The sequence below is a fragment of the Blastococcus sp. SYSU DS0669 genome, assembly GCF_054050895.1.
Map to the genome: position 1 here is coordinate 1 of NZ_JBJHAE010000034.1, position 21629 is coordinate 21629.

At 75.2% G+C, this 21629-nt stretch carries 23 protein-coding genes and 1 riboswitch; of the genes, 14 read left to right on the forward strand and 9 right to left on the reverse strand.

The window, feature by feature from the left end:
* Positions 1 to 320 precede the first annotated feature (320 nt).
* Positions 321 to 475, forward strand: a riboswitch (cyclic di-AMP (ydaO/yuaA leader).
* A 14-nt stretch (positions 476 to 489) separates the two neighbouring features.
* Together ACI792_RS20035 and ACI792_RS20040 are read left to right on the forward strand one after the other, a co-directional pair.
* The gene (locus ACI792_RS20035) at positions 490 to 1650 is read left to right on the forward strand and encodes a C40 family peptidase (RefSeq protein WP_456604136.1); all 1161 of its coding nucleotides are present in this window, start codon (positions 490 to 492) and stop codon (positions 1648 to 1650) included.
* Positions 1651 to 1735: 85 nt separating this feature from the next.
* Positions 1736 to 2968, forward strand: coding sequence for an MFS transporter (locus tag ACI792_RS20040; RefSeq protein WP_456604137.1), 1233 nt, complete (start codon positions 1736 to 1738; stop codon positions 2966 to 2968).
* 3 nt (positions 2969 to 2971) lie between these two features.
* On the opposite strand, the gene ACI792_RS20045 is transcribed toward ACI792_RS20040, so the two are convergent.
* Together ACI792_RS20045 and ACI792_RS20050 are read right to left on the reverse strand one after the other, a co-directional pair.
* Positions 2972 to 3799: an ABC transporter permease gene (locus tag ACI792_RS20045; protein WP_456581262.1), complete on the reverse strand. Its 828-nt coding sequence runs from the start codon at positions 3797 to 3799 to the stop codon at positions 2972 to 2974.
* Positions 3796 to 4785, reverse strand: coding sequence for an ATP-binding cassette domain-containing protein (locus tag ACI792_RS20050; protein WP_456604138.1), 990 nt, complete (start codon positions 4783 to 4785; stop codon positions 3796 to 3798). Before ACI792_RS20050 ends, ACI792_RS20045 begins: the two co-directional genes overlap by 4 nt.
* 249 nt (positions 4786 to 5034) lie before the next feature.
* On the opposite strand from ACI792_RS20050, the gene ACI792_RS20055 reads away from it, so the two are divergent.
* Together ACI792_RS20055 and ACI792_RS20060 are read left to right on the forward strand one after the other, a co-directional pair.
* Positions 5035 to 6174, forward strand: coding sequence for a globin domain-containing protein (locus tag ACI792_RS20055; RefSeq protein ID WP_456581260.1), 1140 nt, complete (start codon positions 5035 to 5037; stop codon positions 6172 to 6174).
* A complete protein-coding gene (locus ACI792_RS20060; RefSeq protein WP_456604139.1) occupies positions 6171 to 6929 on the forward strand; it encodes a DivIVA domain-containing protein in 759 nt (252 codons plus the stop codon). The genes ACI792_RS20055 and ACI792_RS20060 overlap by 4 nt, the downstream gene beginning before the upstream one ends.
* A gap of 10 nt (positions 6930 to 6939) precedes the next feature.
* On the opposite strand, the gene ACI792_RS20065 is transcribed toward ACI792_RS20060, so the two are convergent.
* Positions 6940 to 8019 (reverse strand): cytochrome d ubiquinol oxidase subunit II, encoded by a 1080-nt coding sequence (locus tag ACI792_RS20065; protein ID WP_456604140.1) that lies wholly within the window; start codon positions 8017 to 8019, stop codon positions 6940 to 6942.
* Positions 8016 to 9401, reverse strand: coding sequence for a cytochrome ubiquinol oxidase subunit I (locus ACI792_RS20070; protein WP_456604141.1), 1386 nt, complete (start codon positions 9399 to 9401; stop codon positions 8016 to 8018). Before ACI792_RS20070 ends, ACI792_RS20065 begins: the two co-directional genes overlap by 4 nt.
* 189 nt (positions 9402 to 9590) lie before the next feature.
* Here ACI792_RS20070 and ACI792_RS20075 point away from each other — a divergent pair, with 189 nt between their 5' ends.
* The 6 genes from ACI792_RS20075 (at position 9591) to ACI792_RS20100 (ending at position 14965) form a co-directional block, all read left to right on the forward strand.
* Positions 9591 to 10205, forward strand: a complete 615-nt coding sequence (locus ACI792_RS20075) for a DUF4178 domain-containing protein (RefSeq protein WP_456604142.1) — start codon at positions 9591 to 9593, stop codon at positions 10203 to 10205.
* Positions 10202 to 10711, forward strand: coding sequence for a DUF2617 family protein (locus tag ACI792_RS20080; protein WP_456604143.1), 510 nt, complete (start codon positions 10202 to 10204; stop codon positions 10709 to 10711). Before ACI792_RS20075 ends, ACI792_RS20080 begins: the two co-directional genes overlap by 4 nt.
* The gene (locus tag ACI792_RS20085) at positions 10708 to 11112 is read left to right on the forward strand and encodes a DUF4247 domain-containing protein (protein WP_456581254.1); all 405 of its coding nucleotides are present in this window, start codon (positions 10708 to 10710) and stop codon (positions 11110 to 11112) included. Before ACI792_RS20080 ends, ACI792_RS20085 begins: the two co-directional genes overlap by 4 nt.
* 58 nt (positions 11113 to 11170) lie before the next feature.
* The gene (locus tag ACI792_RS20090) at positions 11171 to 11635 is read left to right on the forward strand and encodes a DUF350 domain-containing protein (protein ID WP_456604144.1); all 465 of its coding nucleotides are present in this window, start codon (positions 11171 to 11173) and stop codon (positions 11633 to 11635) included.
* Positions 11636 to 11639: 4 nt separating this feature from the next.
* Positions 11640 to 13208: a polyamine aminopropyltransferase gene (locus ACI792_RS20095; RefSeq protein ID WP_456604145.1), complete on the forward strand. Its 1569-nt coding sequence runs from the start codon at positions 11640 to 11642 to the stop codon at positions 13206 to 13208.
* Between the two features lie 137 nt (positions 13209 to 13345).
* Positions 13346 to 14965, forward strand: coding sequence for a peptide chain release factor 3 (locus tag ACI792_RS20100; RefSeq protein WP_456604146.1), 1620 nt, complete (start codon positions 13346 to 13348; stop codon positions 14963 to 14965).
* A gap of 6 nt (positions 14966 to 14971) precedes the next feature.
* Here ACI792_RS20100 and ACI792_RS20105 read toward each other — a convergent pair whose 3' ends face one another.
* Positions 14972 to 15844, reverse strand: a complete 873-nt coding sequence (locus ACI792_RS20105) for an alpha/beta fold hydrolase (RefSeq protein ID WP_456604147.1) — start codon at positions 15842 to 15844, stop codon at positions 14972 to 14974.
* A gap of 209 nt (positions 15845 to 16053) precedes the next feature.
* On the opposite strand from ACI792_RS20105, the gene ACI792_RS20110 reads away from it, so the two are divergent.
* Both ACI792_RS20110 and ACI792_RS20115 read left to right on the forward strand, forming a co-directional pair.
* Positions 16054 to 16839 carry an SDR family oxidoreductase gene (locus tag ACI792_RS20110; RefSeq protein WP_456604148.1) on the forward strand — a complete coding sequence of 262 codons (786 nt, stop codon included), beginning with the start codon at positions 16054 to 16056 and terminating at the stop codon, positions 16837 to 16839.
* A 33-nt stretch (positions 16840 to 16872) separates the two neighbouring features.
* Entirely contained in the window at positions 16873 to 17235 is a 363-nt protein-coding gene (locus tag ACI792_RS20115; RefSeq protein ID WP_456604149.1) for a DUF1330 domain-containing protein, read from the forward strand.
* 12 nt (positions 17236 to 17247) lie between these two features.
* Here the strand turns inward: ACI792_RS20115 and ACI792_RS20120 are convergent, their stop codons facing one another.
* The 4 genes from ACI792_RS20120 to ACI792_RS20135 all read right to left on the reverse strand — a co-directional run bounded on the left by ACI792_RS20120 (position 17248) and on the right by ACI792_RS20135 (position 20794).
* Positions 17248 to 18891 (reverse strand): thiamine pyrophosphate-binding protein, encoded by a 1644-nt coding sequence (locus ACI792_RS20120; protein ID WP_456604150.1) that lies wholly within the window; start codon positions 18889 to 18891, stop codon positions 17248 to 17250.
* A complete protein-coding gene (locus ACI792_RS20125) occupies positions 18888 to 19664 on the reverse strand; it encodes a cyclase family protein (protein WP_456604151.1) in 777 nt (258 codons plus the stop codon). The genes ACI792_RS20120 and ACI792_RS20125 overlap by 4 nt, the downstream gene beginning before the upstream one ends.
* 64 nt (positions 19665 to 19728) lie before the next feature.
* The gene (locus ACI792_RS20130; RefSeq protein WP_456604152.1) at positions 19729 to 19911 is read right to left on the reverse strand and encodes a PspC domain-containing protein; all 183 of its coding nucleotides are present in this window, start codon (positions 19909 to 19911) and stop codon (positions 19729 to 19731) included.
* A gap of 49 nt (positions 19912 to 19960) precedes the next feature.
* The gene (locus tag ACI792_RS20135; protein ID WP_456604153.1) at positions 19961 to 20794 is read right to left on the reverse strand and encodes an alpha/beta fold hydrolase; all 834 of its coding nucleotides are present in this window, start codon (positions 20792 to 20794) and stop codon (positions 19961 to 19963) included.
* Between the two features lie 101 nt (positions 20795 to 20895).
* On the opposite strand from ACI792_RS20135, the gene ACI792_RS20140 reads away from it, so the two are divergent.
* Entirely contained in the window at positions 20896 to 21090 is a 195-nt protein-coding gene (locus tag ACI792_RS20140; RefSeq protein ID WP_456581242.1) for a hypothetical protein, read from the forward strand.
* A 248-nt stretch (positions 21091 to 21338) separates the two neighbouring features.
* Complete coding sequence (locus ACI792_RS20145; protein WP_456581241.1) at positions 21339 to 21542, forward strand: cold-shock protein; 204 nt, start codon at positions 21339 to 21341, stop codon at positions 21540 to 21542.
* The last annotated feature ends 87 nt before the right edge of the window (positions 21543 to 21629 follow it).

The following is a 21629-nucleotide window of genomic DNA, read 5'->3' on the forward strand; positions in this document are numbered from 1 at the left end:
GTCGCCGTCGTCTCCGACGGCTCCACCCCCACCCAGCGCACCCTGCGCACCACCCTCGCCGGCCTCCCCGCCACCCTCACCGAGCACACCGTCCGCCCCCCGGCGGTCTGGGTCGTCGGCGAGGTGGCGCAGCTCACGTCCGCCGACTGACGGTGTGTCGCGGCGTGCCGGTCACGGCGGGTGAGCCACCGATGAGCGGAGCGCGATGGTCCCCGACGAAGTCGTCTCCAGGCATGGTGGTGCCACGGATCGCCCCCTAGCGTGGGCGCGTCCGGACGGACCCGTCCGTCGCTCAACCGGCGACAGCCGTCCGGACGCCGCCGAACCATCCGCCGGCACCCGCCGGCACCAGGACCGGGGACCCACCGCACCACCTGGGGTGAAGCGACCGATCGGCCCGCAGGGCCGGCCGGACGCCGGGCGACTTCCCTCCCGAACCCGTCAGCTAACCCGGTAGGCGGCCGTGGAAGAAAGGACCACCCGCCGAACATGGCGAGTTCGCTCAGCCCTGCCCACCGCCGCGTCACCGGACGGCGGGCCCTGCTGGCCCTCGTGGCCGCCGGCGGCGTCGCCCTGACGCCCCTCCCCGCACTCGCCGACCCCCAGCGGCCGGCCACCTCCCAGGAGGCCGCGCAGCTCATCGCCGCCCGCGCGCACGACCTGGAGGTCCTCACCGAGCGCTTCAACGAGACCCGCGAGCAGCTCAAGGCCACGCAGGCGGCCGCCGACGCGGCGGCCGAGGAGCTGACCGCTGCGCAGGCCGCGCTCGCCCAGGCGCAGGACCGCGTCCGGACCGTGGCCCGCAGCGCCTACACCGGCGAGGGGCTCGGCACCCTCGAGGCCGTGCTGACCAGCGAGTCGGCGAGCGACCTGGTCGACCGGGTGGGGCTGCTCGACACCATCGCCGCCCACAACAACGGCGTCCTCGGCGAGGCGCGCAGCGCCGGCGAGGACGCCGAGCGGGCGCGGGCCGCCGCCGAGGAGGCCGCCACCGCGGCCCAGGAGCAGGTCGACCGCGTCGACGCGCAGCGGGCGCGGCTCGACGAGCAGATCGCGGTCTACCAGGCCCAGTACGAGCGGCTGACCGACGAGGAGCAGCGGGCCTCCCGGGCCGCCGCCGAGCGGCACGCCGCCGAGGAGGCCGCGGCGCAGGCCCCGGCCGCCCAGGCCGCGCCGGCCCCCGGGGCGCCCGCTGCGGCTGCTCCGGCCCCGGCGGCCCCGGCTCCGGCGCCCGCCCCGGCGGCTACCCCGGCCCCGGCGGCCCCGGCTCCGCCCCCGCCCGCCCCGTCCGGCGGCAGCGGGGCGGCGCAGACCGCGGTGAGCACGGCCATGGCGCAGATCGGCGACCCCTACGTGTGGGCGGCCGCCGGCCCGAACGCCTTCGACTGCTCGGGCCTGATGCAGTACGCCTACGCGGCCGCCGGCATCAGCCTGCCGCACTCCAGCCGCATGCAGTCGACGATGGGCACCTCGGTGCCCCTGTCGGCGCTGCAGCCCGGCGACCTGCTCTTCTACTACTCACCGGTCAGCCACGTGGGCATGTACATCGGCAACGGGCAGATGGTGCACGCGTCGACCTCCGGCGTGCCGGTGAAGGTGGCGTCGATCCACTCCATGGGCGACGCCCCCTTCGCCCGGCGGATCGCCTGACCCGCTGAGCGCCGGACGTACGGAGCGACCGCCGCCCCGTACGTCCGGCGCTCAGCAGCACGGCCTCGTGCGAGCATGATCCCTCGTGCGGGACGGGACGGGGGGCGGGCTGCCCCGCGAGGTCAGGGTCCTGGCGGTCATCGCCTTCGTCGTGGCCCTCGGGTTCGGCATCGTCGCGCCGGCCATCCCGCTCTTCGCCCGCTCCTTCGGCGTCGGCACCACGGCCGTCGGCCTGGCCGTCAGCGCCTTCGCGTTCTTCCGCTTCGTCTCGGCGTTCAGCGGCGGCACCCTGGTCGAGCGCTTCGGCGAGCGACTGGTGCTCGCCTCCGGGCTGGTGATCGTCGCCGTCACCACCGGGCTCGCCGGGCTCGCGGGGTCCTTCCCGGTCTTCCTGGGGCTGCGCGCCGCCGGCGGCATCGGCAGCGCCATGTTCACCGTGGCGGCGCTGTCGCTGCTGCTGCGGGTCGCCCCTCCCTCGCACCGCGGCCGCGCCGCGGCGACCTGGCAGGGCGGCTTCATCCTCGGCGGGATCGCCGGCCCCGCCGCCGGCGGCCTGCTCGCCGAGCTCTCCCCCCGGCTGCCCTTCTTCCTCTACGCCGGCTTCCTGCTGGTCGCCGGCGCGGTCGGCATCGCGCTCCTGCGCACCGCCGAGCCCGACCCGGCCGCGCCCGCGGCGGCCGACGTCGCCGGCCCCGACCTCGACGCCGGACCGGTCCGGCTCGGCAGCGCACTGCGCTCCCGCGTCTACCTGGCCGCGCTGGTGGCCAACTTCGGCGTCGGCTGGGTGCTGTTCGGGGTCCGCAACTCCCTCGTGCCGCTGTACGTCACCGAGGAGCTGGGGCGCACGGTGGCCTGGGCCGGGGCGGGCCTGCTCGCCGGGTCGCTCGCGCAGGCGCTGGGCCTGCTGCGCTCGGGCCGGCTCGTCGACGGCTGGGGACGGCGGCCTTCGCTGGTGCTGGGCGCCGCACTGGCGACCGCCGCCATGGCGGTGCTCGTCCTGCCGCCGGCGATCTGGGCCTTCCTGCTCTCCATGGCCGTCTTCGGGCTGGGCGCCTCCCTGCTGGCCAGCGCACCGGCGGCGCTGGTCGGCGACCTCAGCGGCGGGCGGGGCGGCCGGGTGGTGGCGGTGTTCCAGATGTCGGCGGACCTCGGCGCGATCGCCGGCCCCCTCGTCGCCGGGTGGCTCACCGACGTCGCCGGCTTCCAGGTGGCCTTCGGCGTGAGCACCGCGGTGCTCGCCGCCGGTCTGGTCGGCGGGTTGGCCATCCCGCGGGGTGCACCGCGGCCCGCCCCCGCCGCCGCCGCGCCGGCGTCGTGACCCTCAGCGGCTCCGGTAGAGCCGGGTGGTGAGCGGCAGGAACACCAACGCCAGCGCCGCGGCCACCGCCAGCGAGACCAGGATCGCGCCGCCGTCCGGGGTGCCGTCCATCAGGGAGCGGCACGCCGTCGCCAGGATCGAGATGGGGTTGACGTCGACGAACGCCTGCAGCGGCCCGGGGAGGGTGGCCGGGTCGACGAAGACGTTGGACAGGAAGGTCAGCGGGAAGATCCCCATGAAGCCCGCGTTCATGACCGCGTTCGGGCTGCGCAGCAGCAGGCCGAGCACCGAGAACGCCCACGACAGCCCGAAGGAGAACACCACCACCAGCGCCAGCGCCGCCAGGGCTCCGGACACCCCGGCGTCCGGGCGGTAGCCCAGGAGCACGCCGACGACGATGAGCACCGTGCCGGCCACGACGTAGCGGACGCTGTCGCCGAGCAGCGCCCCGAGCAGCGGGGCCGGCCGCCAGATGGGCAGCGAGCGGAACCGGTCGACGACGCCCTTGGTCAGGTCGGTGTTCAGCGAGATGCCGGAGTAGACGGTGGTGAAGAGCACCGACATCACCAGCAGGCCGGGCAGCGTGTAGTCCAGGTAGGCGCTGGTGGAGCCGGCGATGGCGCCGCCGAACAGGTAGGTGAACATCAGCAGGAACATCACCGGCGTGACCGTGACGTCGAGCAGCTGCTCGGGCACGTGCTTGACCTTGAGCATGCCGCGCCAGCCGAAGGTGAGGGCGGTCTGCAGCGCCCCGGGCCGGGGCGGGCGTTCCGTGCCGGCGATCGCCCGGCGCACCGCCGCGGTGTCGGCGTCCGTGGTCGCAGTGGTCATGACGTCTGCTCCTCGAGGGTGGGTGCGGGGCCGGGCGGTTCCTCCGCGCCCCGGCCGGTGAGCGCCAGGAAGACCTCGTCCAGGCTGGGCTGGTCGAGCGAGAAGTGGGCCAGGCCGATGCCGGTCCGCGCGAGCTCGGCGACCCCCGCCGCCGCCCGGGCCGGGTCCGGGCAGACGGCGGACAAGGCCGCCGGGTCGGCCTCCAGGGTGACCGCGCCCAGCGCACGTCCCAGGACGTCGGCCGCGTCGGGGCGCCGGGCCGGGTCGAGCAGCCGGACGTGCAGGGCGCCGGTGCCCACCGACGCCTTGAGCTGCGCCGGGGTGCCCTCGGCGATCACCCGCCCCCGGTCGATCACGGCGATCCCGTCGGCGAGCTGGTCGGCCTCCTCCAGGTACTGGGTGCAGAGCAGGATCGTCGTCCCCCCGGCCACGAGCGCGCGGGCGATCTCCCACACCTGGTTGCGCGAGCGCGGGTCCAGCCCGGTCGTCGGCTCGTCCAGGAACATCAGCCGCGGGGTGACCACGATGCTCGCCGCGATGTCCAGGCGGCGCCGCATGCCCCCGGAGTAGTGCTTGACGAGCTTCCCGGCGGCGGCGGCGATGCCGAAGGCCTCCAGCAGCTCGTCGGCGCGGGCCCGCGCACCGGGGCGGGACAGCCCGAGGAGGCGGCCGAGCAGCACGAGGTTCTCGCGGCCGGTCAGCTCCTCGTCGACCGAGGCCAGCTGCCCGGTGAGGCTCACCAGCCCGCGGACGGCGTCGGCCTCGGCGACGACGTCGTGCCCCAGCACCCGGGCGCTGCCCGAGTCGGGGCGGATGAGCGTGGCCAGCATGCGGATGGTCGTGGTCTTGCCCGCCCCGTTGGGGCCGAGCACGCCGTAGATCGTCCCGGCCGGCACGGCGAGGTCGAGCCCGCTCACCGCCGTCGTCGCGCCGTAGGACTTGGTCAGGGCCGTCGCCTCGACGGCCAGTGGTGCGTGCAGCGCCATGGGTACCTCACCCGGGTTCGCGTCGTGCGGATTCCTCGTGGTGTGGACCGACTCTCCCCGCCGGGCTCATCGGCGGCGAGCGAGTTTTCTCCCCCGGCCCGCTGGGGCGTGTCCAGAAACCTCGGCGCGGTCCGTGTGACACCGGGTGCACCGGGGAAGGGCCCAGCGGAACGCGCAGGCGTCGTCGCACCGAGCCGGTGCGCGCGCTCGCCCGGTCGGGGGGAACACGCCGCGAGGAGGCACGCACGGATGGACATCGCCGCGATGCGGGCCAGCTTCGCCAAGGCGGCCGCCACCGGCGACGAGGCACCGCTGTACTTCTACTCGCACCTGTTCCTCAGCCACCCCGAGACGCGGGCGATGTTCCCCGTCTCGATGGCCCACCAGCGCGACCGGTTCTTCCACGCCCTCGGCGAGGTGGTGTCCCACGTCGACGACCTCGACGCGCTGGTGCCGATCCTGAAGCAGCTCGGGCACGACCACCGCAAGTTCGGCACCCTGCCGGCGCACTACCCCGCGGTGATGCCCAGCCTGCTCGCGACGCTGGAGCACTTCGACGACGAGTGGGACGAGCACCGCGCCCGCACCTGGACCGAGGCCTACGAGATCGTCGCCTCGGTGATGATCCAGGGCGCGGAGGAGTCCGCGGACCAGCCGGCGACCTGGCGGGCCGAGGTGGTGGCCCACGAACGCCGAGCGGTCGACGTCGCGGTGCTCCAGGTGCGGCCCGAGGTGCCGGTCAACTACCTGGCCGGGCAGTCGATGTCGCTGGAGATCGACCGCCGTCCCCGGCTGTGGCGGTACTACTCCCCGGCCAACGCCCCGCGCGAGGACGGCACGCTGGAGCTCCACGTCAAGGCCCGGCCCGGCGGCCCGGTCAGCACCGCCCTCGTCCGCAGCACCGAGGTGGGCGACCTGCTGCGCCTCGGCCCCCCGCTCGGCGAGCTGACGCTGCCCCCGGACTCCGACCGCGACCTGCTGCTCGTCGCCGGCGGCATGGGCCTGGCGCCGCTCAAGGCACTGGTCGACCAGGTGGCCCGGCAGGGTCCGCCCCGCCGGGTCGACCTCTTCGCCGGAGCCCGCACCGAGGCCCAGCTCTACGACCGCGCACCCCTCGGTGAGCTGCAGGCGGCCCATCCGTGGCTCGACGTGACCTTCGCGGTGTCCGACGACGACCTGTCCGGCCTGGAGCACGGGGACGTCGGTGACGTCGTCCTCCGGCAGGGGCCGTGGCTCAGCCGGGAGGTGTACGTGGCCGGCCCGGCGCCCATGGTGGAGGCGACCGTCGAGGGCCTCCTGCGGCACGGCGTGCCACGGGAACGGGTGCGCAGCGAGGTGTTCGCCCCCAGCCGACCGGGGCCCAGTGCCGAGGGGAAGGTGACCGAATGACCACCACCGAGACGTCCGGGACCGGAGGGGGTGCGCGGCGGCTCACGCCGGAGCAGATCCGCGGTGCCCGCTTCACCGCCGGCACGATGCTGCACCCCGGCTACGACCAGTCCGAGGTCGACCGCTTCCGGGAGATGGTGGCCGCAGAGGTGCGCAGCCTCGCCGGCGAGCGCGACGACCTGCAGCGCCAGGTGGCCGAGCTGCAGCAGCGCCTGTCGGGCATCACGGTGCCCGAGCCGCCCAGCGAGCAGGCGGTGAAGATCCTCGCCAGCGCCCAGCAGACGGCCGACGAGTACGTCGCCGAGGCCGAGGACTTCAGCCGGCAGATGACCGCCGAGGCGCGCGACCAGTACGAGGAGCAGCTGCGGCTGGCGCGTGAGAACGCCGGCGCCATCATGCAGGCGGCCCAGGAGGCGGCTGCGCGGCTCAGCGTGGCCACCGGTGCCGACGGCGACGCCGCCGGGCAGCGCACCACCGCCGAGCTCGAGGAGCAGGTCGCCTTCCTCAAGGCGTTCGCCCAGGCCTGCCGGGCGCAGCTGCGCGCCTACCTGGAGGCGCTGCTCACCGACGTCGAGACCGAGTGGGGCCGGGTCGACCCGGCTCTGGCGCCCGAGGCCCTCGCCGCCGCCGGGCCGGGGCGGCGACCCGGGCCGACGGGGTCCCCGCAGACGACCTTCCACGACAACAGCGCGGGCGGCGCCGACGTGGAGGACAACCGGCCGGCGCCCGCGGGGGCCCGCTCGACCGGCTCCTGACGGAGCACGCTCAGCGGCCCGCCGGCGGCGGGTCCGGGGCGGTGCTGCCCGCAGCGGACGGGCCGGCACGGTTCCCGGCGGGCTCCGGCTCCGGCCCGCGCTCCGGCCGCTGGAAGAGCGAGTAGAGGTAGACCAGCGCCGGCAGGAGGACCACCCCGCCGGCGATCAGGGCCACCAGCATCGCGAGCAGCGTCGCCCGCCCGCCGGCGGCCTCCTCGATCGTCAGGTACGGCAGCAGCACGTAGGGGTACTGCGCCACCGCCCAGCCCACCAGGACGGTCGCGACGGCGAGGCCCGAGGCGGCGCGGGCGGCGACGAACCGGCGCGTCCAGAGCAGGACCAGGGCCGCCACCCCGGCCACGACCGACGCCGCGATCACGGGGGCGGCCCGGCCGGTCAGCCGGTCGAAGAGCACCGGCGCGTCGGCCCGGAGCACGAACAGCCCGGCGATGCCCGCGGCGCCCGTGACGGCGGCGGTCCCCAGCGCCCGCACCCGGAACTGCTCGACCAGGTCCTCGGCGCCCTCGCGCCGGGCGTCGGCGCACAGGAAGACGGCCGCCAGGTAGGCGCAGACCAGCACCGCCATGACGCCCCCCAGCGTGGACGTCGGGTTGATCCAGCTGGTGACGACGTCGCCGGCGGCGATGCCCGGCGGGACCCGGCCCGACGCCACCCCGCCGACGACCGCGCCGAGGAAGTACGGCGTGGCCAGGGACGAGAGCGCGAACCCGCCGCCGAGGAACCGGCGCATGCCCAGGGTGGTGATGCTCTTGCGGAAGGCGAAGGCCGCGCCGCGGGCGATCATCCCGAACGCGGCGAGGGTGAGCGGGATGTAGAGGGTGGTCACCACGGCGGCGAACGCTCCGGGGAACGCGGTCCACAGCACGACCAGCACGAAGATCAGCCAGACGTGGTTGGCCTCCCACACCGGGGCGATCGAGCGCTCGATGAGCTCCCGCTGCGGGGTGCCGCGCCGCGTGCCGCCGGCCAGCAGGTCCCAGATGCCGGCGCCGAAGTCCGCACCGCCGAAGAGCGCGTAGGCCAGCAGCCCGACGAACATCACGCTCAGCAGGACCTCGGGCAGGGTCACTTCACCGCCACCTCCCCGGTGTGCGCGTCCGGGGGCCGGGCGTCCGCCTCCTGCGGGGCCGGGGTGCCCGGGGCGCCGGCCAGCCGGCGGAGGACGAAGACGGTGAGCGCGGTGAGCAGCACGTAGATGACGACGACGGCGTAGAAGCCGAGGTAGAGGCCGGGCGCCGGGCTCACCGCCTCCTCGGTGAGCATGATCCCGTAGACGATCCACGGCTGGCGGCCGACCTCGGTCACCACCCAGCCCGCCTCCATGGCGACGATCGCGGCCACCCCGGAGACCGCCACCGCCCGCAGGAACCACGGGCTGCGCGGGATCTCCCGGCGCCGCCACCAGGCCCAGGCGAACCACGCGGCGAGCAGCAGCAGCGCCGACCCGATGCCGACCATCACGTCGAAGGCCAGGTGCACCACGTTGACCGGGGGGATCAGCTCGTCGGGGAACGCCTCCAGGCCCAGGATGACGCCGTCGGGGTCGTGGTGGACCAGCAGCGACAGCCCGTTCGGGATCTCGAGGGCGTAGTGCAGCTCGCCGTCGCTGTACCAGCCACCGACGGACAGCGGCGCACCGGCCATCGTCTCCTGCTGGGCCTCCATCGCCGCCAGCTTCGTCGGCTGGTTGTCGGCGACGACGTTGGCGATCCAGTCGCCCACGCCGATCTGCACCGGGGTCAGGACCGCCGCGAAGGTCAGCGGGATCAGCAGCCCCGCGCGGTGGTAGGCGTCGCGCCGGCCGCGCAGCATGCCGACGGCGTACACCGACGCGATGGTGAAGCCGGTGACCATGTAGGCGGCCAGCAGCATGTGGGTCACCTGCGGCCAGGTGGACTCGCTGAACATCGCCGCCCACGGCCGGGGGTTGACCACCGACCCGTCCTCGGCCAGGTCGAAGCCCGTGGGGTTGTTCATCCAGGCGTTGGCGGCGACGACGAAGAAGGCGCCGGCCATGCCGGAGACGATCATCGGGATGGCGCTGAGCATGTGCGCCCGCGGCGAGAGCCGGTTCCAGCCGAAGAGGTAGACCCCGACGAAGATCGCCTCGATGAAGAAGGCGAAGCCCTCCAGCACGAAGGGGAAGCCGAACACCTCGCCGAACCGGTCCATGAGGCCCGGCCAGAGGATGCCGAGCTCGAACGAGAGCAGGGTGCCCGAGACCGCCCCCGCCGCGAAGAGCACCCCCATCGCCTTCGCCCAGGTGTGCGCCAGCCGGGTCAGCTGGGCGTCCCCCCGCCGGTGCCCGCGCCACTCGGTGAACACCGTCATCAGGGGGAAGGCGATGCCGAAGCAGGCGAAGATGATGTGCCACCCGAGCGAGAGCGCCATCTGCATCCGCGCCGGGTAGAGGTTCTCGGCGGCGTCGGCGAGCAGGTCGAAGCCGGTCATGGGCGTCTCCGGAGCGCTGTCGGCGGCGCAACCCGGGGCTGGGGCCATCGCCACGTCCCGGCCGCTCTTCCCGGTGCGCCGCGACCGAAACCCGGACCCGCTGCCGTGTTGCGCGATCGGCACCGGGCCCGACGGGCCGGGCGCGGTAGGTTTCCAGCGGCAGCCGCCGACCCTCCAGGAGGCCACCCGATGTCCGACGTCCTCCTCGTCCTGCTGGTGGTCGTCCTCGTGGCCCTCGCGGTGCTGGCCGTGGTCGTGCTGGTGCTCCGCCGGCGGAACCTGGTCCGGGCCGCCGCCCCGCGCCCCCGGGTCGACCCGCTGGCCGACGAGCCCGACGTCTACGACCCGCACGCCATCGGGGTGGGCGACGTGATCACCTACGCCGGCGTCGACCACGTCGTCCGCGGCACGATCGTGCTGGAGGAGGGCGGGATGACCTGGCGCGAGCACCTGCTCGACGGGTCGACCGGCCGCCGCTGGCTCACCGTGGAGGACGACGAGGGCGACCTCGAGATGACGCTGTGGATGCGCCGCGAGGGCACGAACCTCACCCCCGACGGCGACGTGATCCTCGACGACCGGGTGCACCGGCAGATCGAGCGCGGCCGGGCCAGCTACACGGCGGAGGGCACCACCGGCACCCCGCCCAGCGGCACCGTCGAGTACGCCGACTACGCGACGGCGGACAAGACCGGGCTGCTCGCCTTCGAGCGCTGGGCCCCCACCCAGTCCTGGGAGGTCTCGACCGGGCGCGCCGTGAGCCGCGGTGAGCTCACCGTCTACCACCGGACGCCCGGGACATGAGCCTGCACCAGCTCGACGTCGCCCCGCGCGACGTCTCCGCCGGAGCGCTCGGGCTGCTGCTCGACGGGCCGGCCCCCGCTCCGCTGGCGCGGCTGCGCCTCGAAGGCCGCCCGGGGGCGGTGGTCACCCTGGGCGTGCTCGGCGCCTCCCACGTGGTGTGCGCGGAGGCGGGCGGGCACCGGCTCACCGAGGAGGTGTCCTGCGACGCCGTCGGCGCCGGAGGCCGCCCGCTGCCCGCCGGCCTGCGCGCGGGCGGCTACGACTTCACCTCGGCGACCACCGCCACGACGCGGGGCGAGCTCGACGCGACCGCCGCCCGGCTGCGGGCCCTGGCCGCCGACGACCCGGCGTGGCTCTGCGGCGCGTTCCCCGGTGCGGCCGACGCGCTGACCGCCATGACGGCGCAGGCGCTGCCCGCCGGCGGCTGGGCCTGGCAGACCTGGCACCTCTACCCCGCCGGGGACGCCGGCGAGGTCGTCACGACCCGGACGAGGTGGGCCCCGTGAGCACCCTCCGCCGGCTGGCCGCCGTGGTGCTGGCCGCCGTCCTGCTCGCCGGGTGCGGCAGCGGGACGCGCGTGCGCGACTTCCTGGACGAGACCTACGAGCGCACCGAGGTCGTCGACGACACCTCGGTCTACGCCTCCCCCGACCCGGTGGGCACCACGACAGCGGCCATCGTCGACGCCGTCCAGCCCGCCGAGCGGCAGGCCGACGGCGGCAGCGAGTACCTGCGCTACGACGACGACATCGTCGTCGTGACCGCGGCGCCCGACGGCAGCACGGTGCGCGTGGAGGACCTCGACGGCCGCTACCGCAGCGGCTTCTTCGCCTTCCTCGGGCCCGGCTTCCGCCCCGGCTCGCCCGCCGGCACCGGGGGCGGCGGGGGTCCGGGCGACGTCAAGTGACCCGCCGCTCCCCCGCTTCCTCCCCGACCCCTGTCCCGATCCCAGGAGAGTTCCCGACGTGACCACGACCTGGCAGGCCCTCGAGTTCGGCACCGTCGAGGGCGGGGCGTTGGTGGACGGCGTCCTGGCGACGCTGCTGTGGTTCGCCATCGGCTTCGGCGTGCTCGCCGTCGGCTTCCTCGCGCTGGACCTGATCACGCCCGGGAACCTGCGCACCCAGGTCTACACCGACCACAACCCGAACGCCGCGATCCTGCTGGCCGCCAACCACCTGGCTCTGGCGATCATCGTGGTCACGGCGATCATGACCAGCGCCGACAGCCTCGGGCAGGGCCTGGTCGACACCGCCGTCTACGGCCTGCTCGGCGTGGTGCTCCAGGCCGTGGCCCTGCGGCTGCTGGACGCGGTGGTCCCCGAGCACCTGCGCGACCTGGTCAACGAGCCGCGGATGCGCGGCTCGGCGTGGGCGATCGGCGTCAGCCTGGTCGCGATCGGCGCGGTGAACGCCGCCGCGCTGTCGTGACGCCGTGACCACGTCCGCGCCCGAGGTGGCACCGGGTGCGAGCCGGGAGCGGGTGCGCTCCCGTCCGCTGCTGCTGGCCGCCGTCGCCGTCTGCGCCGCCTGCGGGCTGGTCTACGAGCTGGTGCTGCTGACCCTGTCGGCGAGCCTGGTCGGCGGCGGCATCACCCAGACCTCGCTGATCGTCGCCGGGTTCGTGGCCGCGCTCGGCGCCGGGGCCCTGCTGGTCAAGCCGTTCCTCCCGCACGCGGCGACCACCTTCGTCGCGGTCGAGATCCTGCTCGGCGTCGCCGGGGGCCTGAGCGCGGTGACGCTCTACGTCTCGTTCTCCTTCTACGGCACCAGCACCGCCGTGCTGCTCGCCGCGACGGCGGTCCTCGGCATCCTGGTCGGCGCCGAGGTGCCGCTGCTGATGACCCTGCTGCAGACCGGACGGGAGGGCATCGACGCCGAGGGCAGCGGCAAGGTCCTCGCCGACCTCAACGCCGCCGACTACGCCGGAGCGCTGCTCGGCGGGCTGGTGTGGCCCTTCCTGCTCCTGCCGCTGGCCGGCCAGGTGCGCGGCGCGGCCCTCACCGGTCTGGTCAACCTGCTCGCCGCGGCGGTGGTCTGCGGCCTGCTGCTGCGGCGGCAGATGAGCCGCCGGGCCCGGCAGGCCGCCGGCGGGGCGCTCCTCGCGGCGGCGCTGCTGCTCGGCGTCCTGCTCGTGCAGGCGCGCGACATCGAGACGACGGCCCGGCAGCGGCTCTACGCGGACCCCGTGGTGGCCGCCGAACGCTCCCGCTACCAGGAGATCGTGCTGACCGAGCGCTCCGGCGACCTGCGCCTGTACCTGGACGGCGACCTGCAGTTCTCCAGCCGCGACGAGCACCGCTACACCGAGTCGCTGGTGCACCCGGCGCTCGCGCGCGACCCCCGCCGGGTGCTGGTCCTCGGCGGCGGGGACGGCCTCGCCGCCCGGGAGGTGCTCCGGCACCCCTCGGTGCGGGAGGTGGTCCAGGTCGAGCTCGACCCCGACGTGGTGGCACTGGCGCGCACCCGGCTGGCCGGGCTGAACGCCGGTGCGCTCGACGACCCCCGGGTGCGGGTCGTCGTCGACGACGCGTTCCGCTGGCTGCGCTCCCCGGCGGCGACCGGCTTCGACGCGGTGGTCGTGGACATGCCCGACCCCGACACCCCGGTGCTCGGGCGGCTGTACTCCGTCGAGTTCTACGGCCTGGTGGCCACCGCGCTCGCGCCCGGCGGGCTGCTCACGGTGCAGGCCGGGAGCCCCTACTCGACCCCGGACGCCTACTGGCGGACCGTCTCCACGCTGGAGGCGGCGGGGCTGGCGGCCACCCCGTACCACGTCCACGTGCCCAGCTTCGGCGACTGGGGGTTCGCGCTGGCCGGGCACGGGCAGGAGCCCCCGCCGCTGGCCCTCTCCCCTGCCGTGCCGTCGACCCGGTTCCTGGACGAGGCGGTGCTGGCGGCCGCCGGGGTGTTCCCCGCCGACCGGCCGCGGCAGCGGCTGGAGCCCTCGACCCTGGACCGGCCGCTCGTCGTCGAGGACATGCGCGGCGGTTACATCGGCTGACGCCTGTAGCGTTGGGGCGCTCGGACGCCGCCGGCCGGCCCGCTGACCGCTGGCCCCTCCCCCGCCCGGTGTCCCGGAGCACCCCCGGGCCGCCGTCCGAAGGACCTGCGCGCCCACGGACACCGAGGAGAACCACCGTGAGTGCCGCCCACCCCGCCGGCGACGCGGACCGCACCGGCCGGGCAGCGGTCGCCGAGGCCGCCCGGCGGCGCACCTTCGCCGTCATCAGCCACCCCGACGCCGGCAAGTCCACCCTCACCGAGGCCCTGGCGCTGCACGCCCGGGTGATCGGCCAGGCCGGCGCGGTGCACGGCAAGGCCGGCCGCCGGGGCACGGTGTCGGACTGGATGGACATGGAGCGCGCCCGCGGCATCTCCATCACCTCCGCGGCGCTGCAGTTCTCCTACCGGGACGCGGTGATCAACCTGCTCGACACCCCCGGGCACGCCGACTTCTCCGAGGACACCTACCGGGTGCTCACCGCCGTCGACGCCGCCGTGATGCTCGTCGACGCCGCCAAGGGCCTGGAGACCCAGACGATGAAGCTGTTCGCGGTCTGCAAGCACCGCGGCATCCCGATCGTCACCGTCATCAACAAGTGGGACCGCCCGGGCAAGGACGCCCTGGAGCTGATGGACGAGATCGCCGAGCGCACCGGGCTCACCCCCACCCCGCTGACCTGGCCGGTGGGCATCGCCGGTGACTTCCGCGGCGTCCTGGACCGCCGCGACGGAACCTTCCGCCGGTTCACCCGCACCGCCGGCGGCGCCACGATCGCCCCCGAGGAGCTGCTGACCGCGGCGGAGGCCACCGAGCGGGAGGGCGAGGTCTGGGCCCAGGCCGTGGAGGAGGCCGAACTGCTCGAGGCCACCGGCGCCGAGCACGACCAGGAGTCCTTCCTCGGCGGGGTCACCACGCCGGTGCTGTTCGCCTCCGCCGTCTCCAACTTCGGGGTGGGGGCGCTGCTGGACACGCTGGTGGACCTGGCACCGCCCCCGACCGGGCGCTCCGACGCCGACGGCGCGGTCCGCGACCTGGAGGAGCCGTTCAGCGCCTTCGTGTTCAAGGTGCAATCGGGCATGGACGCCGCGCACCGCGACCGGCTCGCCTACATCCGCATCTGCTCCGGCGTCTTCGAGCGCGGCATGGTCGTCACCCACGGCCGCACCGGCCGGCCGTTCGCCACCAAGTACGCCCAGCAGGTGTTCGGTCGGGAGCGGGAGAGCGTCGACGTCGCCTACCCCGGGGACGTCGTCGGCCTGGTCAACGCCTCCGCGCTGGGCGTCGGCGACACGCTGTACACCGAGCGGCCGGTCGCCTTCCCGCCGCTGACCACCTTCGCCCCGGAGCACTTCGCCGTCGTCCGCAGCCGGGACACCGCCAAGCACAAGCAGTTCCGCAAGGGCATCGAGCAGCTGGACTCCGAAGGCGTCGTCCAGGTGCTCCGCTCGGACCGCCGCGGGGACGGCTCACCCGTGCTGGCCGTCGTCGGGCCGATGCAGTTCGAGGTGGCCACGCACCGCATGGAGCACGAGTTCAACGCCCCCGTCGCGCTGGACCGGCTGCCCTACAGCCTGGCCATGCGCACCGACGAGGAGTCGCTGCCGATGATCGCCTCCTCGGGCGGGGTCGAGGTGGTGCGGCGGCCCAGCGGCGAGCTGCTGGCGCTCTTCCCCGACAAGTGGGCGCTGCGGATCCTGCAGCAGCGGCACCCGCGGGCCACCCTCGAACCACTCGTCGCCGCCCAGCTGGCCTGACGCGCGTCAGGGCCGGAGCGCCCCGTACACCTCCTCCGCGTGGTCGAACACGAGGAAGTGGCCCTCCCCGGGCAGCCAGTGCGCCGAGCACCGGGGCAGCATCGCGCTCAGCACCTGGCCGAGCACGACGGGCACCTGCCAGTCCTGCGTGCCGTGCCAGATGTGCACCTGCTGGCCGACCTCCGACAGCGGGAACCCCCACGGCCGGAAGAGCAGGGCGCGGTCCTCGGCCAGCACCGCGGTGCCGTTGCGCAGCCCCTCGGTGAAGGTGTCGGCGAGGATCCGCCGGACCGCGGGGCGCCCGATCACCCGCCGGTCGGCCGCGTTGAGCCGCAGCTGCAGGTAGCGGGGGATCATCGCCGGCCGCAGCCCGATCGGCGCGAGCGCCGGCCGCAGCACCGTCGCCAGCCGGCCCGGGCGGTGCAGCGCCGCGCGCAGCTGCCCCGGCACCCAGCGCGGCCAGGGCCACGGCACGTCCGGCGGGGGCGCGCCGCCGAGGATGCCCACGGTCGTCACCCGCTCCCCGAGGGCGTGCGCGCAGGCCAGCGCGTAGGCGGCGCCGCCGGAGAGGCTGAGCACCGCGCACCGGTGGACGCCCAGGTGGTCCAGCAGCTGGGCGACGTCGTCGGGCCAGTCCATGACCCGGCGCCCGGGGTGCGGGTCCGAGCGCCCGAAGCCGGGCCGGTCGGGGACGATGAACCGCACCCCCCACCGGCGGTAGTCCTCCGGGTCCTCGACGTGCCGCTCGAGCCGCGAGCTGGGCGACCCGTGGCAGCCCAGGACCGGCCGGCCCGCGGGGTCGCCGTGCTCGGCCCAGGCGAGGGTGCGGCCGTCGCGGAGCCGGAGGCTGCCCTCACGCGGCTCAGGTTCCAGAGGCATGTCGCACCCCTACCCGGAGCGCCACTCCTCACCCGGCAGCCGTAGGCCTCGTGTCCGGTGCCGTGTCGCGCCGCCGGTCACGGGTATGGCGAGGAGATGCCTCGTCACCGGGTGGTCGATGTCGTCGACGCGTACGTCCGGGCGCGGGGCCCGGGCCCGGTCCTCGACCGGCTGCTCGATCCGGCGAGGCAGTGCTGAGCGCCCGCGCCGTGGACGGATCTCCGGGTCGGCACCCGGCGGACGCCGGTGTCGACCGCCGCCCGGTGGCGGTCGTCACCGGCGCGAGCAGCGGGCTGGGCCGGGCCGTCGCCCTCCGGCTGGCCACCGACGGTCACCGAGTCGCTCTCCTCGCCCGGGGGGCCGAGGACCTCGCGGCCGTGGCCGCGGAGGTCGAGCGGTCCGCCGGGACGGCGCTGCCGTTCGTCGTCGACCTCGCCGACGCGGCGGCGACCCGGACCGCCGTCGAGGAGGTGGTGGGTGCGTGGGGGGAGGTCGCCGTCCTCGTCAACGCTGCGGCCACCGACGCGCCCGGACCGGTCGAGACGACCACGGTGGAGGACTGGGACCGTGTCCTCGCCGTGAACCTGCGAGCTCCGTTCGTGCTGAGCCGGGCGGTGTTCCCTCACATGCGGGGCGCCGGCGGCGGGACCATCGTCAACGTCTCCTCGGTCGCCGGCCTCCGCGGCTGGGCCGACGCCGCGGCCTACTCCGCGTCGAAGTTCGCCCTCACCGGGTTCACCCAGGCGCTCGCCGCCGAGGGGCGTGCGCACGGGATCCGGGCGTGCGTCCTCTACCCGGGGGCGATGGCGACGTCGTGGGGCGTCTGGGACCCGGGATCGCGCCGGGCGGCCGCCACCGGGGACGCTCCCGACCCGCGGGAAGCGCTCCCGCCCGAGCGGGTCGCCGAACTGGTGTCGTGGCTGGTGCGAGCACCGGGTGAGCTGGTGCTCAACCAGGTGACGGTCACCCCGTTGCACGAGCAGGGCTGGCCCTGAGCGCGCCAGGAGCGGACCGGTAGCTTGCCGGGCATGGCGATCGATCCACGCGGTGCGGACCTGAAGCGCTACCTGCAGGAGGACCCGGGCGGGCCCGTCGTGATGCTCAACCTGCTCCGGTTCGCCGAGGGCGGGCGGGAGCTGTACGCGCAGTACGCCGAGGCGCTGGACACCACGTTCCTCCCCCGGTACGGCGGCGAGGTCCTCTACGCCGGCGACGGGTCCACGCCGCTGGTGGCCGAGGACGGGCAGGACTGGGACGCGGTGCTGCTGGTCCGCTACCCCTCGCGCGAGGCGTTCAGCCGCATGGTCGCCGACCCCGAGTACCAGCAGGTGACCGGCCTGCGCACCCGCGCGCTGACGGAGGCGGTCCTCCAGGCCACCACGGCCTGGTAGCCGGCCGCGGCCTCAGTGGCCGCGGAAGGCCTCCTCCAGCCACCAGGAGGGCTGGTCGCGGGTGACCTTGGCGTCCACGAGCAGCGGCGCCGACCGGGGCCCGGCGAGCCAGGTGGCGACGCCGTCCAGGTCGGCGGGCCGCCGCACGGTGACGGCGTCGTAGCCGTGGCCGCGAGCGATCGCCGCGAAATCGGTCTCGGGGAACCGGACGATCTCCAGCGGGTGCCCGTCGGGGCCGAAGTGGTGCACCTCCGCCCCGTAGCCGGCGTCGTCGTAGACCACCACGACCATCGGCAGGCCCAGCCGGACGACGGTCTCGAGCTCGGCGGCCCCCATGAGCGCTCCGCCGTCGCCGAGCGCGGCCACCGGGAGCCGGTCGGGCCGGGCCAGCGCCGCGCCGATCGCCGTCGCCAGCCCCAGGCCCACGGACTGGAACGCCTGGGTGAAGCAGAAGCCCTGCTCGTCGGGGACGTCGAGGAACATGCTCGGGTAGCCCATGAAGTTGCCCGAGTCGACCGCGACGATCCGCTCGGCGGGCAGCAGGTCGTCCAGGGCGGCGGTCAGCGCGCGCGGGTCGACGCGCCCGCCGCCGCCGTCCGGGAACGGCTCGTCCCGCCAGCGCCCGCGGGCGGCGATCGCCGCCCGCACCTCGGGCGTGCGGTAGGCGGCGTGCCCGGGGTCGGCCAGCAGCGCGGCGACCGCCTCCGCCGTCGCCCCCACGTCGCCGACCACGCCGAGCGCGACCTCGCGCTGGGTCCCGATCGCCGACGGGTCGTCGTCGACCTGGACCACGACGGCGTCGTCGGCGATCAGCCGGCCGTGCCGCATCGTCCACATGTTCAGCTGGCAGCCCCAGCCCACGACCAGGTCCGCGCCGGAGATCAGCTCCGCGGCCAGCGGGGTCGCGAAACCACCGGAGACGTCGAGGTCCCAGGGGCTGCCCCGGAACAGCCCCTTCGCCACCGCCGACGTCGCCAGCAGGGCCCCGCAGCGGTCGGCGAGGGCCTCCAGCGCCGGGCGGGCGGCCCGGGCGCCGCGGCCGGCCACGAACACCGGTCGGCGGGCGGCGACCAGCGCCGCGGCCAGGCGCGCCACCTCCCCGTCGTCCGGTAGGGCGGGCGACGGCGCCGGCGCGGCCGGCGGCGTGCCGGCCCCGGCGGGGAGCCCCTGCACGTCCAGCGGCAGGTTGAGCACGACCGTGCGCCGCTCCAGCCGGGCGGTGTCGACGGCGGCGGCGGCCACCGCGACGGCGTCCTCCGCGGAGGTCACCCGCACCGGGACGGCGCCGACCGCGGTGGCGAGCGCTGCCTGGTCGACGGCGAAGTTGGACCGCGGCGAGCTCGCCTCGGCGGTCAGCACCACCAGCGGGGTCCGGCTCTTGGCCGCCTCGGTGATGCCGGTGAGCGCGTTGGTGAGCCCGCACCCCTGGTGCAGGCTCAGCACGGCCGGCCGGCCGCTCACCCGAGCGTGGGCGTCGGCCATCGTGGCCGCGCCGCCCTCGTGCCGTGCGGCGACGTACCGGGCCCCGGCGGCGACCATCGCGTTGGTGGCCACGAAGTTGCCCGAGCCGACGACGCCGAACACCGCGTCGGCCCCGCGGGCGACGAGGGTCTCCCCCACCGCCTGCGCGACGGTCCGCCCGGCCGCGCCGCTCATCCCCGCTCGACCAGCGCCAGCACCCGCGACGGCGAACCGGACCCGGAGACGATCGGCAGCGGCGCCGCCACGAGGAGGGCCCCGGTGGGCGGGAGCAGTGCGAGGTTCTGCAACTGGGTGAGGCCGTACTTGCCGCTGCCCATCAGGGCGGCGTGGCAGGGGAAGGGCGGGTCGAAGGAGTGCGCGGCCCCGGCGTCGGTGCCCACGGTCTCCACGCCCAGCCCGAGCACCGGCGACTCCTCAGCCAGCCAGCGCGCGCACTCCACGGAGAGCCCGGGGGTGTGCGGGCCCGTGTCGTCGGCGTTGATGAACTCCTGCTGGGAGGCCGACCGGGCGTCCCAGCCGGTGCGGAAGAGCAACCACCCGCCCTCGGGCAGCGGCCCGTGCTCGGCCTCCCACGCGCGGACGTGCTCCACCTCGAGCAGGAAGTCGGGGTCGGCGGCGGCCTGCGCGGAGAAGTCGAGGACGACGGCGGGGGCGATCAGCCGCGCCGCCGGCACCGAGGCGACGTCGTCGCCGTCCCGGCCGGTGACCCAGTGGTTCGGGGCGTCGAAGTGCGTACCGGTGTGCTCGCCGGTGCGGAAGTTGTTCCAGTACCAGGCCGGGCCCCGGTCGTCGTACCGGCTGAGCTCCTCGAGCTCGAAGCGCGCCGTCTGCGCGAACTGCTCGGGCAGCTGGATGACCGGCGTCTCCGCCGACAGGGGCGCGGTGAGGTCGACGACCTCGACCCGCGCGCTGACCAGCGCCTCGGCGAGGGTGGACAGGATCGACATCGCGGTTCCTCCGTGGGGCCGGCGGCTCGGCGGACAGCCAATCACAGCCCCGCGGAGGCGGTGCTCAGCGCTCCTTGGGGATCATGATCCAGAGCACGATGTAGGCGATCTCGCCGACGCCGAAGAGTCCGAACAGCACGAACCCGACGCGCACCAGCCCCGTCGAGAGGCCGAAGCGCTGGGCGAGCCCGGCGCACACCCCGGCGATCATCTTCCGTCCACGTGGTCTGACCAGCGGTCTCGTCATCTGGGGCCCCTACCCGGCCACCCCCGCGGGGACACCTCGGCGCTCCCGGTCACGCCCGCTCGACCAGCCGCAGCACCGCCTCGACGACGACGTCGGGCCGGTCCGCGGGTACGAAGTGGCTCGCGTCGTCGACCCAGGTGAGCCGGGCGCCGGGCAGGTCGTCGGCCAGCCGCTGCCCGTACCGCGGCTTCATCTGGTGGTCCCGGCGGCCCCACACGATCTCGGCCGGCATCGTCAGCCGGGGCAGGAACGGCGCCACCGTCTGCGTGTAGACCGAGTCCAGCGAGCGCAGGTGGGCGGCGAGCTGCTCCGGGCCGCCGGGGCGGGACCACGGCTCGACGAAGCGGTCCACGAACGGGGCCGCCCGCTCCTGGTGGGCGAAGAGCGTCCGCAGCGCCGGGCGCAGCGCGGTCGCCAGCGCCGGGGGCGGCAGGAACCGCAGCGCCGGCCAGGTGGCCTTCAGCGCGCGCACCACAGGCACCGGCCAGGCGTCGTAGCAGACCCCGTTCACGACGCCGAGCCCGGCGACGCGGTCGGTGCTCGTGGTCGCCAGGATCTGCGCCACGCCGCCGCCGAGGTCGTGCCCGACCACCACCGCCCGTTCGACGTCGAGGGTGTCGAGCAGCCCGAGCAGCAGCGCCGCCTGGGCCGCGAGGTCGACCGGGTGGCCGCCCGAGGGATCGGAGTCGCCGTACCCGAGCATGTCGACGGCCAGCACCCGTGCCGAGCCGGCCACCCCGGGGACGACGTCCCACCACAGCCGGGAGTTGGTCGGGATGCCGTGCACGAGCAGGACGGTCGGCCCGGCGTCACCGGCCTCCCACACGTCCAGCCGGCGGCCGTCGACGTCGATCCTGCGGGTGGCACCGGTGGGGAGCTCCATGCCGGGTGCACTGCCCCGCCGCGCCGGCACCGATGCACCGATGCGGCGTCCACCTCGCTCTCCCGTTCACCTCCTCGCCGGCGCGGGTAGTGACCCCGGTCATGGACGCGATCACTCTCGGGAAGGCCGGCCTCAAGGGCTGGCGGGCGCGCGTGGCCGATGCGGTGGCCGGGCCGGTGAGCCAGCGGGCGCCGGTCACCGACGACCAGGTGCGGGCGGTGATCGGCGCCGTCTTCCTGGCGCTCTCGGTGATGTACGTCGTGAAGGCCGCGAAGGACCTGGCGAGCCGGGCCTGACCCGCGCGGCCGGGCGGTCAGCCCTCGAGGACCACCCCACCGGGTGGACACGCCCGTGACCAGGCTCTTCCCACGACGGGTGCAGGAGGCGTACAGTTCACCTCGGTCGCTGTTGCGCCTCTGCTTTCGTTCTTGGACGTCCGCAGTCGTCTCTGCCTGACGTTCCTCTCGGTCCTTCCGGTCGGTGCGGCGGCCCCGCACCCGGTACGTACCTGTGCGGTCACCTCCCAGCACGGAAGAAGAACGACATGGCTCAGGGCACTGTGAAGTGGTTCAACGCGGAGAAGGGCTTCGGGTTCATCGCCCAGGACGGCGGCGGCGCCGACGTCTTCTGCCACTACTCCGCCATCACCGGCGACGGCTACAAGTCCCTCGACGAGGGCCAGCAGGTCGAGTTCGACGTCACCCAGGGCCAGAAGGGCCCGCAGGCGGAGAACGTCCGCGCGATCTGATCGACGTGTGAGGAGGGGGCCCCCGCGCACTGCGCCGGGGGCCCCGGTGGGGGCCTTACCGGGCCGGTCCCCGCGGCGACACACCCC

What these genes read in the sequence shown, in the direction of transcription:
- ACI792_RS20035 (WP_456604136.1), top strand. Translation starts at nt 490, where the DNA reads ATGGCGAGTTCGCTCAGCCCTGCCCACCGCCGCGTCACCGGACGGCGG.
- ACI792_RS20045 (WP_456581262.1), bottom strand. Translation starts at nt 3,799, where the DNA reads ATGACCACTGCGACCACGGACGCCGACACCGCGGCGGTGCGCCGGGCG.
- ACI792_RS20050 (WP_456604138.1), bottom strand. Translation starts at nt 4,785, where the DNA reads ATGGCGCTGCACGCACCACTGGCCGTCGAGGCGACGGCCCTGACCAAG.
- ACI792_RS20055 (WP_456581260.1), top strand. Translation starts at nt 5,035, where the DNA reads ATGGACATCGCCGCGATGCGGGCCAGCTTCGCCAAGGCGGCCGCCACC.
- ACI792_RS20060 (WP_456604139.1), top strand. Translation starts at nt 6,171, where the DNA reads ATGACCACCACCGAGACGTCCGGGACCGGAGGGGGTGCGCGGCGGCTC.
- ACI792_RS20070 (WP_456604141.1), bottom strand. Translation starts at nt 9,401, where the DNA reads ATGACCGGCTTCGACCTGCTCGCCGACGCCGCCGAGAACCTCTACCCG.
- ACI792_RS20075 (WP_456604142.1), top strand. Translation starts at nt 9,591, where the DNA reads ATGTCCGACGTCCTCCTCGTCCTGCTGGTGGTCGTCCTCGTGGCCCTC.
- ACI792_RS20080 (WP_456604143.1), top strand. Translation starts at nt 10,202, where the DNA reads ATGAGCCTGCACCAGCTCGACGTCGCCCCGCGCGACGTCTCCGCCGGA.
- ACI792_RS20105 (WP_456604147.1), bottom strand. Translation starts at nt 15,844, where the DNA reads ATGCCTCTGGAACCTGAGCCGCGTGAGGGCAGCCTCCGGCTCCGCGAC.
- ACI792_RS20115 (WP_456604149.1), top strand. Translation starts at nt 16,873, where the DNA reads ATGGCGATCGATCCACGCGGTGCGGACCTGAAGCGCTACCTGCAGGAG.
- ACI792_RS20120 (WP_456604150.1), bottom strand. Translation starts at nt 18,891, where the DNA reads ATGAGCGGCGCGGCCGGGCGGACCGTCGCGCAGGCGGTGGGGGAGACC.
- ACI792_RS20125 (WP_456604151.1), bottom strand. Translation starts at nt 19,664, where the DNA reads ATGTCGATCCTGTCCACCCTCGCCGAGGCGCTGGTCAGCGCGCGGGTC.
- ACI792_RS20130 (WP_456604152.1), bottom strand. Translation starts at nt 19,911, where the DNA reads ATGACGAGACCGCTGGTCAGACCACGTGGACGGAAGATGATCGCCGGG.
- ACI792_RS20135 (WP_456604153.1), bottom strand. Translation starts at nt 20,794, where the DNA reads ATGGAGCTCCCCACCGGTGCCACCCGCAGGATCGACGTCGACGGCCGC.
- ACI792_RS20140 (WP_456581242.1), top strand. Translation starts at nt 20,896, where the DNA reads ATGGACGCGATCACTCTCGGGAAGGCCGGCCTCAAGGGCTGGCGGGCG.
- ACI792_RS20145 (WP_456581241.1), top strand. Translation starts at nt 21,339, where the DNA reads ATGGCTCAGGGCACTGTGAAGTGGTTCAACGCGGAGAAGGGCTTCGGG.